Source organism: Alcanivorax sp. P2S70 (assembly GCF_000475295.1).
Classification (GTDB): domain Bacteria; phylum Pseudomonadota; class Gammaproteobacteria; order Pseudomonadales; family Alcanivoracaceae; genus Alcanivorax; species Alcanivorax profundi.
The window spans coordinates 71,405-86,484 of sequence record NZ_AXBZ01000010.1; the positions used below are offsets into that span (position 1 = coordinate 71,405).

The window sequence follows — 15,080 nt, forward strand, 5'->3', positions numbered from 1 at the left end:
TGAATCTTGTCTGCATTGACGATTCGGAATCTCACCAAGACCTATGCCAATGGTGTTCAAGCACTCAAAGGCATTGATCTTGAGGTTCAGAAGGGCGATTTCTTTGCCCTGTTGGGGCCTAACGGCGCCGGCAAATCCACCACCATTGGGGTGGTCAGTTCTCTGGTGAACAAGAGTGGAGGAGATGTCAGTATCTTCGGGCATTCGCTGGATACCCAGCGTTCCCAGGCCAAGATGAAGATTGGCGTGGTGCCGCAGGAATTCAACTTCAACCAGTTTGAAAAAGTGTTTGATATCGTTGTGACCCAGGCCGGGTTTTACGGTATCCCTGCGCCGTTGGCCCGAGAGCGGGCGGAAAAATATCTGCGCCAGCTGGGGTTGTGGGAAAAGCGGGACAAGCAGTCGCGAACACTTTCTGGCGGCATGAAACGCCGGTTGATGATTGCCCGTGCCCTGGTACATGAGCCCGAGTTATTGATCCTCGATGAACCTACCGCCGGTGTGGACATCGAGCTACGCCGTTCCATGTGGGATTTTCTCACCCGCATCAACCAGGAAGGCAAGACGATTATTCTGACGACCCATTATCTGGAAGAAGCAGAATCCCTTTGCCGTAACATTGCCATCATCGACCACGGCACCATCGTCGAAAATACCTCCATGCGTGCGCTGCTGGAAAAACTGCAGGTGGAAACGTTCGTGCTGGATCTGGCTCGGCCGGTGGAGACTGCGCCAGTGCTGGAAGGATTCGATGTGGTGTTGCGTGATGCCCAGACCCTGGAAGTGGCGGTACCCAAAACGCAAAGCCTGAACACCCTGTTTGTCGCCCTGGCGGAACAGCAGTTCGAGGTCATGAGCATGCGCAACAAGGCCAACCGGCTGGAAGAACTGTTTGTGCGACTGGTTGAGCAGAACCTGCCCGGAGAAAAAGCATGAAGGCCCGTGATCAGTGGGTGGCGTTCATGACCATCGTCACCAAGGAAATTCGCCGTTTCACCCGGATCTGGCCACAAACACTGTTGCCGCCGGCAATAACCATGACATTGTATTTTGTCATCTTCGGCAACCTGATTGGCAGCCGCATTGGCGACATGGGCGGGTTCGATTACATGCAGTACATCGTGCCCGGCCTGATCATGATGAGCGTGATCCAGAACAGCTATGGCAATGTGGTGAGTTCGTTCTTTTCCACCAAATTTCAGCATTCCATCGAAGAAATGCTGGTTTCTCCCATGCCGCCACATGTGATTCTCACCGGTTTCGTAGTGGGGGGGATGGTGCGCGGGATGCTGGTCGGGTTGATTGTCAGTCTGCTGAGCCTGTTTTTCACGCACCTGAGCATGCAACACCTGCTGATTACGGTCACGGTAGTGATACTGACAGCGGCCCTGTTTGCACTGGGGGGCTTTATCAATGCGGTCTTTGCCAACAAGTTTGATGATATCTCCATTGTGCCCACCTTTATCCTGACCCCCCTGACGTATCTGGGTGGAGTGTTTTATTCCATTGATCTGCTGCCGGAATTCTGGCGCACCGTGAGCCTGGCCAATCCGATTGTGTATATGGTGAATGCCTTCCGCTACGGGGTGTTGGGTGTCAGTGATGTGAATGTTTACGCCTCTCTGGCGGCCATTTGTGGCTTTGTGGTGGCCTTTTACCTGTTCGCGCTGTGGTTATTGCGACGTGGTACCGGCATCCGACATTAATTATTATGGATATTGAGCCAACGGACGGCTGAGCCAGGAGACACCATGAGTTACTTGAAGGAAACCCCGCTGGGTCGCTCCAGTGAGTATGTGGACGAGTACACGCCCTCGTTGCTTTGTCCGGTACCCCGCTGGGATGCCCGGGAAAGCCTTGAGCTGGAAGATACCAGCTTGCCTTTCCATGGCACGGATATCTGGAATGCCTATGAATTGTCCTGGCTGAATGAGAAGGGCAAGCCCATTGTGGCTATGTGCGAGCTGCGCATTCCCTGCACTACACCGAATATTGTCGAATCCAAATCCCTGAAGTTGTATCTCAATTCCTTCGCCAACTCGCGCTTTGATGATCGTGACAAGGTCCGTGCTGCCATCGAAAAAGACGTGGCGCAGACCGTCGGTGGCAATATTGAGGTGCTGCTGTATTCACTGGAGGAATCCGCGGGTTTTCCCACCTGGGAAGATCGTGGTGAATGCGTCGATAACATCGACCTGAATTTCGAGCACTACGAATACAACCCGGAACTGTTGCTCTGTGATCAGGGAGCAGAGCAGACCGGCCAGCTCTATTCGCATTTGCTGCGAAGCCATTGCCCGGTCACCAACCAGCCGGATTGGGCCACAGTGGTGATCCGTTACACCGGTCGGGCTATCAGTCCGGCCAGCTTCCTGCGTTATGTGGTGTCCTTGCGCAATCATCAGGGCTTCCATGAGCAGATTATCGAGCAGATGTTTGTTGACCTGATGTCGCAGTGCTCGCCGCGTCACTTGACCGTTTATGGCCGTTTTACCCGCCGTGGCGGTATCGACATCAACCCGTTCCGTTCCAACAGCGAGCAGCCGCTGCCAAATAGGAGAACAATTCGGCAGTAACGGTATCTACATCAGGCTAGACTGTTTCTTTTGTCATCAACAAGGAAAGGTTTCATGACTGAGAATGAACAATCCCAAAGTGGGGCTGAACCGCAAGGCCCGAGTAAGGAAGAATGCAGCCAGGCGATGGGCTGCCATTTGTTGTCGTTGATCGGGTTGGTGATTCCCTTCGGAAGCTTGATTGGCCCGCTGGTGATGTGGTTGGTCAAGAAGGATGAAAGTTCTTTTGTCGATGATCAGGGCAAGGAAGCCGTGAACTTCAATATCACCATGCTGATCGCCTTTTTCGTCGCATTTCTGCTGATGTTTGTGGCGATTGGAGCCGTGTTGATGCCGGTGCTGTTCATCTTCTGGGTGGTGATGGTGATCATTGCCGGATTGAAAGCCAATGACGGTGTGGCCTATCGGTATCCTTTCACGTTGCGGTTGATCAAGTAAAAGCCGTGACGAGCGGCTAGCTACGAGAAAAACCGCGCCAGGCAGGCGCGGTTTTTTTATTGCCAGGGGCTGGTTAATGCGTCTGCGCCCTGAATTACCAACGGTTTTATCTTTTTCTCGCAGCTAGTCGCTCATGGCCCGCAGCTGTGTCTTCACGGTCCCAGCGGCCAGCCAAACCCGATCCAGATTCCCAGTAACACCGACCACCCCACCAGTAGCGTCAGGCTGTAGGGCAGCATGAGTGCCATCAAGGTGCCGATGCCGGTGTCGGGTTGATAGCGCCGGGCGAAGCCCAGTACCAGCACGAAGTAGGGCATGAGCGGGGTAATGATATTGGTGCTGGAATCGCCCACCCGGTAGGCCGCCTGGGTGGCTTCGGGTTCGATGCCCAGCAACATCAGCATGGGCACAAAGATGGGAGCCAGAATCGACCATTTGGCCGAAGCGCTGCCAATCATCAGGTTGATCAGGGCAGCCAGCAACACGAACAACAACAGCAGGGCAACTTTGGGAATCGACAGGCTGCCAAGCCACGCTGCGCCCTCAACAGCCAGCAGGACGCCCAGCTGGCTGTAATTGAACCAGGCGACAAACTGGGCGGCAAAAAACATCAGCACCAGATAACCCGCCATGGAGGCCATGGTGGTTTCCATGGCGGTAATGATATCGCCGCCATGGCGAAACCGACCGCTGAGCCGGCCGTAGACGGCACCGCATATCCCTGCCAGCAACGCCACAATTACCACCAGGCCGTGAATGAACGGCGAGCCCAGTACACTGCCGGTGTCCGGGTGTCGCAGGGGGGCGTTGTCGGGGATCACCAGCAGGGCGGTCAGGGTCAGCAGTACCGCAAGAGTGGCCAGCGTCCAGCGCATGGCCGTGGGGTGGCTGACGGGCGTTTCAACCTCTACGGCGGTTTCGGTTGTCGTTGTTCGAAGGCGCGGTTCGGCGAGGCGCAGGGTGACCAGGCTGACCAGAGCTGTCACCACGAAGGTGGACACGATGATGAACCAGTAATTACCGGTGGCATCAACGGTTCGGCTCGGGTCCACCAGCGCGACCGCTTCGCTGGTCAGGCCGGCGAGAGTGGCATCGACCGGCCCTACCAGCAGATTGGCGCTGAAGCCGCCGGACACTCCCGCAAAGGCAGTGGCAATACCGGCCAACGGGGAGCGTCCGGCCAGTTGGAACACCAGCCCGGCGAGCGGGATCAGCACGACATAGCCGGCATCCACCGTCATGCTCGACAGCACTCCGGCGAACGCTACGGTGACCACCAGCAGTTTCCCGGAGGCACGCTTTACCAGCGCGGCCAGACTCACGGACAGCAACCCGGATTGTTCTGCGATCCCGAGCCCCAGCATGGCAACCAGTACGACCCCCAGCGGGGCGAAACCGGTGAAGTTACTGACCAATGACGTGAACAGATACCGCACACCGTCACCGTCAATCAGCGAGCGCACCGCGACGGTGTCGTCAGTGATGGGATGTGTGGTGGTCAGCCCCAATGCGCTTAGCAGTGTGGTGAGAGGCAGCAGTAACAGGCAAAGCCACACGAATAATAGTGTGGGATGGGGCAGTCGATTGCCGAGTGTTTCCAGCCGGGTCAGCAGAGTGTGCCGTGGCATGAGAGATCCTTGTAGGTGAAAGCGTCAAGCTGCACGCAACACGCTACAACGCGGGGGCCGGTTTGTCTTGTGCTGTGGGGCTGGGCCATTTCGTTGGAGCACGCTGGGTGGCTTTCCCTGTTTTGCAGGAGCGGTTGTTCGACCGCGGTTTTCGGGTTTGGGTCATTTCGCGTTCGAGCGACCGCTCCAACATTATTGTTGCCCAGAGGCATCCCGCGCCCCATGTTTTAGCGTACCGCCTGTTGCGGGAAGCGAGCAGCGTCTCTCAAAGCCACATGGCGGCCAGCCAGCCCGCCGCCATCAACGGCAGGTTGTAGTGCATGAAGGTCGGAATAACCGTGTCGCGAATGTGGTCGTGTTGGCCATCGGCGTTAAGGCCCGCCGTTGGGCCGAGGGTGGAATCCGAGGCTGGCGAGCCGGCATCGCCCAGGGCGGCGGCACTGCCAACCAGCGCTGCCGTGGCCAGCGGTGAGAAGCCCAATGCCACACACAATGGGACGTAGAGAGTGGTAATGATGGGGATCGTGGAGAACGAGGAGCCGATACCCAGCGTGACGAACAGCCCCAGGAGCAACAGCAGGGCCGCCGCAAGGGGCGGGCTTTGCAGTCCGCTCGTCACCGTTGCTACCAAAGCGGGAACCTGATCTCCGGCCTGCACGACCGCGGCATAGCCATTAGCGGCAATCATGATGAACCCGATCAGTGACATCATCTTTACCCCTTGGGTAAAGGCATCCTGAGACTCGCGCCACGGCACCACGCCGCCTGCGGTGAAGACCAGGAAACCGACCAGTGCGCCAAGAATGATGGAGTCGCTGTACAGCTGCAGAGCCAATGCCGCCGCCAATGCGATGGCCGCCACCATGACATTACGGCTGGAAAGCGGAGCGTGTTGTTCTTCACCGGGAAGCTGAACGGGGTGGTAATCGCGAGGTTGTCGGTAGCGGATGCACGCCAGAATCAGGCCCACAACCATGCCGGCGGCGGGCAGCAGCATGGCCAGAGGCAAATCCCCTTTGGGCAGCTCCAGGCCAGCATTGGCGAGACTGGGGCCCAGCTGGGTATGTAGAAAAATACTGCCAAAGCCCACTGGCAGCACCATGTAAGGCGTGATCAAACCAAATGTGAGAATGCAGGCAGCCAGCCGGCGGTCCAGCCGCAGCTGATGCATTACTTCCAGCAAGGGGGGCACCAGGATGGGAATAAAGGCGATATGGATGGGGACCAGGTTCTGACTCATCACTGCCGCTGCCAGCAGTACGGTGAGTAGCAGAGTGCGGATTCGCCGCAATTGTTGCGGTGCCGGCGTGCCGCCCAGCCGGGCAATAATGCGCCCGGCGAGCCATTCGGTGATCCCGGAGCGGGCAATAGCAACCGCGAAGGCGCCTAGCAGGGCATAGCTCAGGGCAATATTGGCACCACCACCCAGGCCGCTACTGAAGGCGGACAGGGTTGCAGTCAGATCCAGCCCACTGCCCAGGCCGGCAACCAGTGCCGCACACAGGAGCGCCAGCACCACGTTCATTCGGGCCAGGCTAAGGCCCATCAGTATGAGTACCGACCAGATAACCGGATTGGCAAGCAATGACATGGAACGCTCCGCATTGGAATGCGGAAAAGTCTAGCAGGGTGCGCCAGCGCTTCCTAACGGTGGCTGGCGCCTCACACTCAACCCTGGTTGCTGCGCAGTCGCCGCGTGCGGAAGCTGCCCAGGCCCATGTCGGCGATCACTTTGAACAGCGCGAGCAGCACGCTTTCATCGGGTTTGGGGTCTTTGCCCTTGCCCATTCGATGTAACTGACGGGAGAACCAGGAGACTTCCATCATGGCCATCTCGTCGATCATCTTGATGCCGGTTTTGCGTGGCGTGACCCGGCTGATGAGCCCGTCCTGGCCGGCAAGAATACGGTTGGGCAGATCGGGCTCTACTGCCAGCGGGCGAGCGATGCCGACGATGTCGGTGGCGCCGCTTTCTACGGCTTCGGCCATGGCTTTGGCGGAGCGGAAGCCACCGGTGACCATCAATGGAATGGAGATCCGTTTACGGATTTCGTTGGCGTAATCAAGGAAGTAGGCTTCGCGGGCTACGGTGCTTTCACGGACCCCTTTGGCGCCGGCCATGGCCGGGTTTTCATAGTTGCCGCCTGAAATCTCCAGCAGATCCAGGCCTTCTTCTGCAAGGGTTTGCGCCACCGTCATGGATTCGTCTTCGGTGAAGCCGCCGCGTTGGAAATCGGCGGAGTTCAGTTTGATGCTGACAGGGTAGTTGTCGCCGACGGCCTTGCGAATGGCCCGGTAAATTTCCAGCGGGAAGCGCATCCGGTTTTCCAGTGGGCCGCCCCACTGGTCAGTACGCTGGTTATGGTGGCCGGAGAGAAACTGGCTGACCAGATAGCCGTGTGCTCCGTGAATCTGGACCCCGGTAAAGCCAGCTTTTTTGGCGATGGCGGCGCTGGTGGCGAAGCGTTTAATGATGTCGCGGATCTCTGCTTCGGTGAGCGCACGGGGGGTTTTGAAGGCGCTTTTCAGTTCTTTTCCGAACGGTACGGCGGAGGGCGCGAGGGTATCGCCACTGGCGAGCATGCGGGGGATCTGTTTGCCCGGGTGGTTCAACTGTACCCAGATTTCATTGCCGTTGCGTTTGCCGGCCTCAGCCCAGCGTTTAAGCAGGGGCAGATCCTGCTCGCTTTCCAGCACGACATTGTTGGGCTCGCCGGTGTGATTGCGGTCGATCATGATGTTGCCGGTGATCAACAGCCCGGTGCCGCCGTCTGACCAGCGACCATACAGTGTCTCAAGCGCCGGGGTGACATGATTATCGATGGTGCCGAGGGCTTCGCTCATGGCGGATTTGCCGAACCGGTTGGGAATGGCCGTGCCGCAGGGCAGGGCGAGCGATGTTTTCAGGGTATCCGCGTGGCTCACAGTGGTCCTCCTGTGCCCGGTCTGGGCGATTACTGTATAGTTCGATGTTGCTCAAACTATATTTTGGTTCGATAATCGTCAAACTGTTTTGTTGGGGAGGATGGGTTTTGGCACAGACTGACACGGTCTCCGAGGCGCAGCTGGCCGCTGCCTTTCGGGCTCTGGCCAATCCAAACCGTCTGCGAATCTATCAGCAGGTGCTTGCCCATTGCAGGGAAAAGGGGCAGGCGGATTTGCAGGAGGTTTCTGCGGGTTGCGCGTTCGGCGATTTCATGAAACGGCTGAATATCGGCAAGCCTACGGTGTCGCATCATGTCAAAGAGCTGGTGGAAGCCGGCTTGATCCGGGTCGAGCAGGTAGGGCGTCGCCGTTTCTGTTTGCCGGACATTGCCATGCAGTCGCGGCTGGGGGATTTTTTCCATGTCTGAGTGGTTGTGGATGCCCGCCAGCGACTGGGCTCTTTATGGATGTGGCCTGTTTTTCCTTACCGGTTTGCTGACCGGGGTATGGAAGTATTGGCAGGTAAGCCAGAGTGAAAAGGCGCGTGCCCACTATTATGTGGATGTGGCTCACCGGGCCAGCCTGATGTATGCCTTTGCTTGTCTGGTGCTGGAGCGGTTTGCCCAGCTGAGTGTGTGGAGTGACCGCACCAATACCCTGGCGGTATTGGCCAGCATGCTGTTCTTTGCCTTGGCGGTTGGAAGTTACATCCTGCACGGGATGCTTCGGGATACGCGCAACCAGCTGCAGCGTCCCCACCAATTCGGCAAGGGCACGTTGGCCCCCGTGATGATGACAACCTTCATGGTGGCATTGATAGTTGCCGAGGTTGGCGGCTTTCTGGTGTTGTTCACGGGCGTGCTGATGCGCTGATGAGCCATTCCCGGTTTCATCAGGATGAAAACCGGGACGTTGAGCAGGGCTGCGTGTCAGGTACAGTAGCGGCCGTATTGACTGAGGGCCTTGCTGCTGTGCGGGTCCACAACATCGACCCAAACCTGCATGGAATCCTGATTGCGATTGTTCTGCAGGTTGCTGAAGTCACCGGCAATAAAGCTGCCGCTGAGGGTGTCGCCTTCCCTGGGCGTTGTGCCGTCCAGTTGTTTCACCAGTACCATGCCGCGACTGGAGTTGAGCAGCATGTATTCACAGCTCTGGCTGAGAATTACGGTGGCCTGTTGCTGGTCTGCCATCACCGGTGTGCTAAACGCCATGCCAAACACGATGGCGGCGCCGGCGAGAGGCATCTTGAATGCTGACATAGTGTTCCCTTCCTTGTTGTTGTTACCACTACGATACTGACTGTACTGCGAACAGGCGGTCCGTCCTGTTGTGTCATGGCAGTAAAGCTGTAACCCGTATGTAGTGATTTTTTAATGCTCCATCGGTCCGGATGGTGGCACAGGTGATGGCAAGTCAACATCATCGTTAGGTCTGTTTCTTTTCTAGGGATTAAGTGTGAACGCTTGTCATGGTCATAGGAGTAAAATCCATGTGCCGGCGGTGATGCCGGTGGCCCTTTCAAGGAGGGGCTGGGTGGCGAATGAGGTGTCGGCGGGGGGGGAGAGAATGCGGTGGTATATGATGCCGGCGGTGCTGGTGGCGATGGTTTTGGTATCAATCGCCAATGCCGCGGCACCACAGGCTGATGAATTTATTGGCAATATTGAACAAGGTCGGACGGGGTCGACTTTGGAGAAAGGGAATGTGGTAGTGGTGCCCATTCCCATGTCCAACCCCACATTGGGCTCGGGTCTGCAGTTGGCTGGCCTCTATCTGCATCCGTCGCGGGGGGACGGAAAAGGGCCGAATCCCACGACCGGGATTGGCGGCATGTACACGGATTCCGACAGCTGGGTTGCCGGGATTTTTCACCAGGATTATCTCTTTGAGGACCGTTTGAGGGTGTCCGCGGTGGCCGGTGCCGGCTCCTTGAAGCTGGAATACTATGGCTTTGGCGGGGAAGGGGCGTTTGCGGATCGTCCCTTGGATTACACGCTGGATATGTCAATTGGCTATTTCAGGGCATTGTGGCGCTTGCCCGGGACCGAGCACTGGTTTGCTGGTCCAGCCTTGCTCTATTCACAAGGCCGTGTGGAAATGAACTTTCCACAGTTTGAACCCGTTTTGCCTGCGGTAGGCAAAGACATTGCCATGGGAGCCGGCGGTTTGGTTCTCAGCTACGACTCCAGGGACAACAACTACTATCCCCGTCGAGGCGCTAATTTCTCCGCATCGTGGTTCGACTTTTCAGATACCTTTGGCAGTGATTTTGACTACGGCAAGACACGGTTGTCCTACAGTCAGTACTGGTCTGTCAGTGAAAAACTGGTGCTGGCTGTCAATGGTGAGTCGGAACGCGGCAGTGGTGCGGTGCCATTTTTCAGTCAGTCCGCCGTCACGGTGCGAGGGTATAACCGCGGCCGTTATATGGATGATGTGGCCATGACCGTCCACCTGGAGGGGCGCTACAAGTTTCATCCGCGCTGGATGTGGCTGGGATTCTATGATCATGGCTGGATCAGTGAGGCCGCGGACGAGTTGCTTTCGGGGGAGAGCGCCCACAGTACTGGGACCGGACTTCACTGGCAGACTACCCGGGACAAGCCTCTGCATCTGGGGCTGGATGTGGCGTTCACTGCGGATAATGACACGGTGTTCTTCATTCAGCTGGGTGAGCGCTTCTGACCTGCGTGGAGGGTATGTAAAATTGTCGACAATGGCTGTCTGTGGCCGGCCTTTTTGCTAGCATTGCGCTTTGCGTCTTTCGCCTCCCCGTCGGGAGCGGAGGGTGTTTGCTGATCTGTGGCCCACAAGGCCGATATCGTTTTGCGCTGCGCCCTGGCTATCGTCACGGCTGCGGTGTGTCCTTAACGGAGGGGACCATGAAGACTATTCATAAACACCGCCTGAAGGTGTCCAATGATGTGCAGGAGATCCGCCTGCCCGAAGAAGGCAAAGTGCTGCGGGTAGATTATATCCTGCAGGATGCAGCAATCTGTATGTGGGTGGAAGTGGATGCTGATACGGTTATTGATACTCCCAAAGAAGTCCGTAGCTTCAAGGTATTCAATACCGGTTCCGGGATTCCAGACAACGCCAGCTATCTGGGTACCACCATTGACCACATGAAAGCCCAGGCTTATCACGTCTACGAATTGAAGGCCTGATCGCGGTCGGGCTGTACCTACAGCCCTCGTCATCGGCGGCGCAAAACGCTAAACTGCGCCGTTTTCACGCGGGTTCAACCGTCAGCTGGTTGCCCCCGCGTTTCGCTGACCAGAAGAGAGCCGTAATGGAAGTCAATCCGCTGCGTACCCACCTTTCTGACCTGTCTGAGCGTGTCGACGCGCTTAGGGGGTATCTTTAACTACGCTCACAAGAGCGAACGTCTGATCGAAGTCGAGCGCGAGCTCGAAAATCCGGATGTCTGGAATGACCCCGCCTATGCCCAGGGGCTGGGCAAGGAACGGGCCCAGCTGGAAGGCGTGGTCAAGACCATCGATGAAGCAACCCAGGGTATTGAAGATGCCGCAGGGTTACTTGATCTGGTGGTTGAAGAGGGCGATGAAGACAGCTTGCCGGAAGTGGAAAGCGAGCTGGAGCGGCTTGAGAAGATGGTGGGCGATCTGGAATTCCGCCGCATGTTCTCCGGAGAAATGGACGGTTGTTTCGCCTATCTGGATATTCAGGCCGGTTCCGGAGGCACCGAGGCGCAGGACTGGGCCGAAATGATGCTGCGGATGTACCTGCGCTGGGGCGAGGCTCACGGTTTCAAAACCGAGCTGGTAGAAGCATCGGCCGGCGATGTGGCGGGGATAAAATCCGCTACCATCCGCTTTGAAGGCGAGTATGCCTATGGCTGGTTGCGCACTGAAACCGGTGTGCACCGGCTGGTGCGCAAGAGTCCGTTTGACTCCGGTGGTCGCCGCCATACGTCTTTCAGTTCGGTATTTGTTTCCCCGGAAGTGGACGACGATATCGACATTGAGATTGATACCGGTAACCTCCGGGTAGATACCTACCGCGCCTCCGGTGCCGGTGGTCAGCACGTTAACCGTACCGATTCCGCAGTGCGATTGACCTATCTGTTCAAGGACGACGGTGGCACCGAGCATACCGTGGTGACCCAGTGCCAGAGCGAACGAAGCCAGCACCAGAATAAGGACAAGGCCATGAAAATGTTGCAGGCCAAGGTCTACGAGCTGGAGATGCAGCGACGTAACGCGGAGAAGCAGGCATTGGAAAACAGCAAGGCGGATATTGGCTGGGGCAGCCAGATTCGCTCCTACGTGCTGGATGATGCGCGTATCAAGGATTTGCGCACCGGTGTCGAGAACCGCAATACCCAGGCGGTTTTGGACGGCGCGCTGGACCCCTTTATTGAAGCCTCCCTGAAAGCGGGATTGTAGTCGGGCGGTCTGGCGTCGGAGCGCTGACGCCGGGCATTTAAGACAGGTTTTGGATTTGCGAACGACGTCAGATGTCTGGCGTCCGAGCCTTGTAAGGTATGCACATGGCAGACGAACAGAACACTCCTAACGAAGCGGCAGAAGAGAATCGCCTGATTGCCGAGCGGCGCGCCAAGCTGAGTGAATTGCGTGAGGCAGGCAATGCCTTCCCGAACCATTTTCGCCGTGATGCTCTCGCGGCTGAGCTGCAGGCGGAATATGGCGAGCTGAGCAAGGAAGAGCTGGAAGAGAAGGGGATTCAGGTGGCTATTGCGGGCCGCCTGATGCTGGATCGCAAGGCATTCAAGGTGTTGCAGGACATGTCCGGCCGGATCCAGATTTATGCCAGCAAGGATGTCCAGAAAGACACCAAACACTGGGATCTTGGCGATATTGTCGGCGTCAGAGGAACCCTGTGCAAATCAGGCAAGGGTGACCTGTATGTGATGATGGATGAGTATCTGCTGCTCACCAAATCGCTGCGCCCGCTACCGGAAAAACATAAAGGCCTGACCGATACGGAGGCCCGTTACCGCCAGCGTTATGTAGACCTGATCGTTAACGAAGACAGCCGCCGTACGTTCCAGATCCGCTCAAAAATTGTCGCGGGTATTCGCAATTTCCTGGTCAACAAGGATTTCGTAGAAGCCGAAACACCGATGCTTCAGGTGATCCCGGGTGGAGCGACGGCACGCCCGTTTATCACTCACCACAACAGTCTGGACCTGGACATGTACCTGCGTATCGCGCCGGAACTGTACCTCAAGCGACTGGTGGTGGGCGGTTTTGAAAAGGTCTTCGAGGTGAACCGCAACTTCCGTAACGAAGGGCTGTCTACCCGGCATAACCCGGAGTTCACCATGCTGGAGTTTTATCAGGCCTATGGTGATTACCACGACCTGATGAACCTGACGGAAGAAATGCTCCGCACCCTGGCCCAGGATGTACTGGGCACCACCGACATTCCCTACCAGGGGGATGTGTATGACTTTGGTAAACCTTTTGCCCGGATTACGGTATTCGATTCCATTTTGCACTTTAATCCTGAGATTGATGCGGCAAAACTGGCTGACCTGGAGGGCGCCCGTGAAATCGCCACCGGTCTGGGAATTCCGTTGAAGGATGGCTACGGACTCGGCAAGGTACAGATCGAGATTTTTGAAAAGACGGTAGAGCACCGCCTGAAGGATCCAACCTTTATTACCGAGTACCCTACCGAGGTGTCGCCGCTGGCTCGCCGGATGGACGATAACCCCTTCGTGACCGAGCGTTTTGAGTTCTTCGTGGGCGGCCGTGAGATCGCCAATGGTTTCTCTGAGTTGAATGATGCCGAAGATCAGGCAGAGCGTTTCCGTCAGCAGGTAGCAGAGAAAGATGCTGGTGATGACGAAGCCATGTTCTATGATGAGGACTATGTGGTAGCCCTGGAGCATGGCCTGCCGCCAACCGCCGGTGAAGGGATTGGTATTGACCGGCTGGTAATGTTGTTTACGGACTCGCCTTCCATCCGGGATGTGATTCTGTTCCCGCACATGCGGCCTCAGGCGCGTTAAGCACCTGGCTGTTGGGGCACGGATTGTGCCCCCTATTCGCGTTGTGCGGACGTTGGGAGAGCGACACATGACATCACTGTCGTGATGTTTGGGGCTAATAACAAAGGCTGACTGTGTCCATGAGTAGTGTAATCCAATATCAGGGTAGAAAAGCCCGTCGTGCCGGCAGCGAACAGCGCCGCCAGGCCATTCTTGAAGCGGCACTGACCATTATTGTTCAGGACGGCATCCGCGCAGTGCGTCATCGTGCCGTGGCCCGTGAAGCTGAGGTGCCGCTCTCGGCGACCACCTATTACTTCAAGGATATTTCCGACCTTATTGCTGATACTTTCACGCTGTTTGCCGAACGGGCACTCAAGGAAGTGATCGAGCCCTTCAAGGAGCAGGCCTTTGCGCTGCTGTCACAATTTTCCAGGGAAAGTCTTTCCAATCCGGAAGATCGTTCGCGACTGGTGACGTTAACGTCACAGATGATGGCGGCGTTTATTGTGGATGAGCTCACGAACCGTCGTGATCATCTTGTCGCAGAGCAGGCGTTCTTGCAGGAAGCGGTGCTGGACAGCCGACTGCGTGATTTGGCTGATTTATACCTCCGCCAGCAATTGGAAGGCCTGATCATTGCCGCTGAGCGATTTGGCAGCGATCAGCCCAAGCTGGATGCGGAGCTGATCCTTTCCACCATGGTGACGCTGGAGCAGCGATTACTGGTACACCCTGAGCGCACCTCGCAAGAGTTTGTCGAGTCGCGGATTCACAACCTTTTGAATAAATTGGTTCCTCATGGTTGATGCTGCCTCTGTTCCGTTGGAGCCAGGCTGGGCACAGCATTTGGGACAAGAATTTCAGCGTCCCTATATGGGCGAGTTACGCCAGTTTCTGGCAGCGGAAAAACAGGCGGGTAAAACAATTTATCCACCGGGGCAGGATATCTTTAATGCCTTTAACCTGACTCCGTTTGAACGGGTGAAGGTGGTGATACTTGGCCAAGACCCTTACCACGGCCCGCATCAGGCACATGGCCTGAGCTTCTCTGTACAGAACGGCGTCAAAACGCCTCCTTCGCTGGTGAATATCTACAAGGAAATTCAACGGGATCTGGGCCATGTGCCGCCGGCCCATGGCAATCTGACTCATTGGGCCGAGCAGGGTGTGCTGCTGCTGAATGCGGTGTTGACGGTTGAGGCCGGTCAGGCGGCATCCCACCAGAAGCGTGGCTGGGAAACCTTCACCGACCAGGCCGTGGAGCATCTGAATCTTCATCGTGAAGGCCTGGTGTTTCTGTTGTGGGGTAGCCATGCCCAGAAGAAGGGGCGATTGATTGACCGCGACAAGCACTGCGTGCTCACTGCGCCACACCCTTCTCCGTTGTCTGCGCACCGGGGCTTTCTGGGGTGTGGGCATTTCTCCCGTGCCAACCAGTACCTGCTTCAGCAGGGGCTGACGCCAATTGATTGGGCGGTGAGTGAGGAAGGTTAAGCCTTGCGAACCTTACCGGAAATGATCGCCCCG

General features: G+C 56.9%; 16 protein-coding genes. 12 read left to right on the plus strand and 4 right to left on the minus strand.

All coding sequences use genetic code 11. The features are described 5' to 3' along the window. Window positions 1-6 precede the first annotated feature (6 nt). From Q672_RS21405 to Q672_RS21420, 4 genes are read left to right on the plus strand one after another with little or no spacing between them, the layout of a single operon-like run. On the plus strand, window positions 7-936 hold the full coding sequence (locus Q672_RS21405; protein WP_022984472.1) for an ABC transporter ATP-binding protein: 930 nt from the start codon (window positions 7-9) through the stop codon (window positions 934-936). Continuing rightward, a complete protein-coding gene (locus Q672_RS21410) occupies window positions 933-1,706 on the plus strand; it encodes an ABC transporter permease (protein ID WP_022984473.1) in 774 nt (257 codons plus the stop codon). Before Q672_RS21405 ends, Q672_RS21410 begins: the two co-directional genes overlap by 4 nt. A 45-nt stretch (window positions 1,707-1,751) precedes the next feature. After that, window positions 1,752-2,576, plus strand: coding sequence for an NADPH-dependent 7-cyano-7-deazaguanine reductase QueF (gene queF / locus Q672_RS21415; RefSeq protein ID WP_022984474.1), 825 nt, complete (start codon window positions 1,752-1,754; stop codon window positions 2,574-2,576). A 54-nt stretch (window positions 2,577-2,630) separates the two neighbouring features. Continuing rightward, the gene (locus Q672_RS21420; RefSeq protein ID WP_022984475.1) at window positions 2,631-3,014 is read left to right on the plus strand and encodes a DUF4870 domain-containing protein; all 384 of its coding nucleotides are present in this window, start codon (window positions 2,631-2,633) and stop codon (window positions 3,012-3,014) included. A gap of 152 nt (window positions 3,015-3,166) precedes the next feature. Here Q672_RS21420 and Q672_RS21425 read toward each other — a convergent pair whose 3' ends face one another. The 3 genes from Q672_RS21425 to Q672_RS21435 form a co-directional block, all read right to left on the minus strand. After that, the gene (locus Q672_RS21425; RefSeq protein WP_022984476.1) at window positions 3,167-4,642 is read right to left on the minus strand and encodes an AbgT family transporter; all 1,476 of its coding nucleotides are present in this window, start codon (window positions 4,640-4,642) and stop codon (window positions 3,167-3,169) included. A gap of 265 nt (window positions 4,643-4,907) precedes the next feature. Further along, window positions 4,908-6,233, minus strand: a complete 1,326-nt coding sequence (locus Q672_RS21430) for a Na+/H+ antiporter family protein (protein ID WP_022984477.1) — start codon at window positions 6,231-6,233, stop codon at window positions 4,908-4,910. 77 nt (window positions 6,234-6,310) lie between these two features. Beyond that, on the minus strand, window positions 6,311-7,567 hold the full coding sequence (locus Q672_RS21435) for an NADH:flavin oxidoreductase/NADH oxidase family protein (protein WP_022984478.1): 1,257 nt from the start codon (window positions 7,565-7,567) through the stop codon (window positions 6,311-6,313). Between the two features lie 107 nt (window positions 7,568-7,674). Between Q672_RS21435 and Q672_RS21440 the strand changes: the two genes are divergently transcribed. Both Q672_RS21440 and Q672_RS21445 read left to right on the plus strand, forming a co-directional pair. Next, window positions 7,675-7,995, plus strand: coding sequence for an ArsR/SmtB family transcription factor (locus Q672_RS21440; RefSeq protein WP_022984479.1), 321 nt, complete (start codon window positions 7,675-7,677; stop codon window positions 7,993-7,995). Further along, window positions 7,988-8,440: a hypothetical protein gene (locus tag Q672_RS21445; RefSeq protein ID WP_022984480.1), complete on the plus strand. Its 453-nt coding sequence runs from the start codon at window positions 7,988-7,990 to the stop codon at window positions 8,438-8,440. The genes Q672_RS21440 and Q672_RS21445 overlap by 8 nt, the downstream gene beginning before the upstream one ends. 56 nt (window positions 8,441-8,496) lie before the next feature. Here Q672_RS21445 and Q672_RS21450 read toward each other — a convergent pair whose 3' ends face one another. After that, a complete protein-coding gene (locus Q672_RS21450; protein ID WP_022984481.1) occupies window positions 8,497-8,829 on the minus strand; it encodes a hypothetical protein in 333 nt (110 codons plus the stop codon). Window positions 8,830-9,136: 307 nt separating this feature from the next. Here Q672_RS21450 and Q672_RS34380 point away from each other — a divergent pair, with 307 nt between their 5' ends. From Q672_RS34380 to ung, 6 genes are all read left to right on the plus strand, one after another. Then, on the plus strand, window positions 9,137-10,255 hold the full coding sequence (locus tag Q672_RS34380; protein ID WP_160169801.1) for a BamA/TamA family outer membrane protein: 1,119 nt from the start codon (window positions 9,137-9,139) through the stop codon (window positions 10,253-10,255). Between the two features lie 197 nt (window positions 10,256-10,452). Then, window positions 10,453-10,737 (plus strand): DUF7352 domain-containing protein, encoded by a 285-nt coding sequence (locus Q672_RS21460; RefSeq protein ID WP_022984483.1) that lies wholly within the window; start codon window positions 10,453-10,455, stop codon window positions 10,735-10,737. A gap of 125 nt (window positions 10,738-10,862) precedes the next feature. Next, window positions 10,863-11,979, plus strand: a protein-coding gene (gene prfB / locus Q672_RS21465) for a peptide chain release factor 2 (RefSeq protein ID WP_152521814.1) whose coding sequence is annotated in 2 segments (ribosomal slippage) — window positions 10,863-10,934 and window positions 10,936-11,979 — 1,116 coding nt in all. Because the reading frame shifts where the segments join, the coding sequence is not laid out codon by codon here. 104 nt (window positions 11,980-12,083) lie between these two features. Continuing rightward, on the plus strand, window positions 12,084-13,571 hold the full coding sequence (gene lysS, locus Q672_RS21470) for a lysine--tRNA ligase (RefSeq protein WP_022984485.1): 1,488 nt from the start codon (window positions 12,084-12,086) through the stop codon (window positions 13,569-13,571). Window positions 13,572-13,690: 119 nt separating this feature from the next. Continuing rightward, window positions 13,691-14,359: a TetR/AcrR family transcriptional regulator gene (locus Q672_RS21475; protein WP_022984486.1), complete on the plus strand. Its 669-nt coding sequence runs from the start codon at window positions 13,691-13,693 to the stop codon at window positions 14,357-14,359. Next, a complete protein-coding gene (ung, locus tag Q672_RS21480) occupies window positions 14,352-15,047 on the plus strand; it encodes a uracil-DNA glycosylase (RefSeq protein WP_022984487.1) in 696 nt (231 codons plus the stop codon). Before Q672_RS21475 ends, ung begins: the two co-directional genes overlap by 8 nt. Window positions 15,048-15,080: the final 33 nt, after the last annotated feature.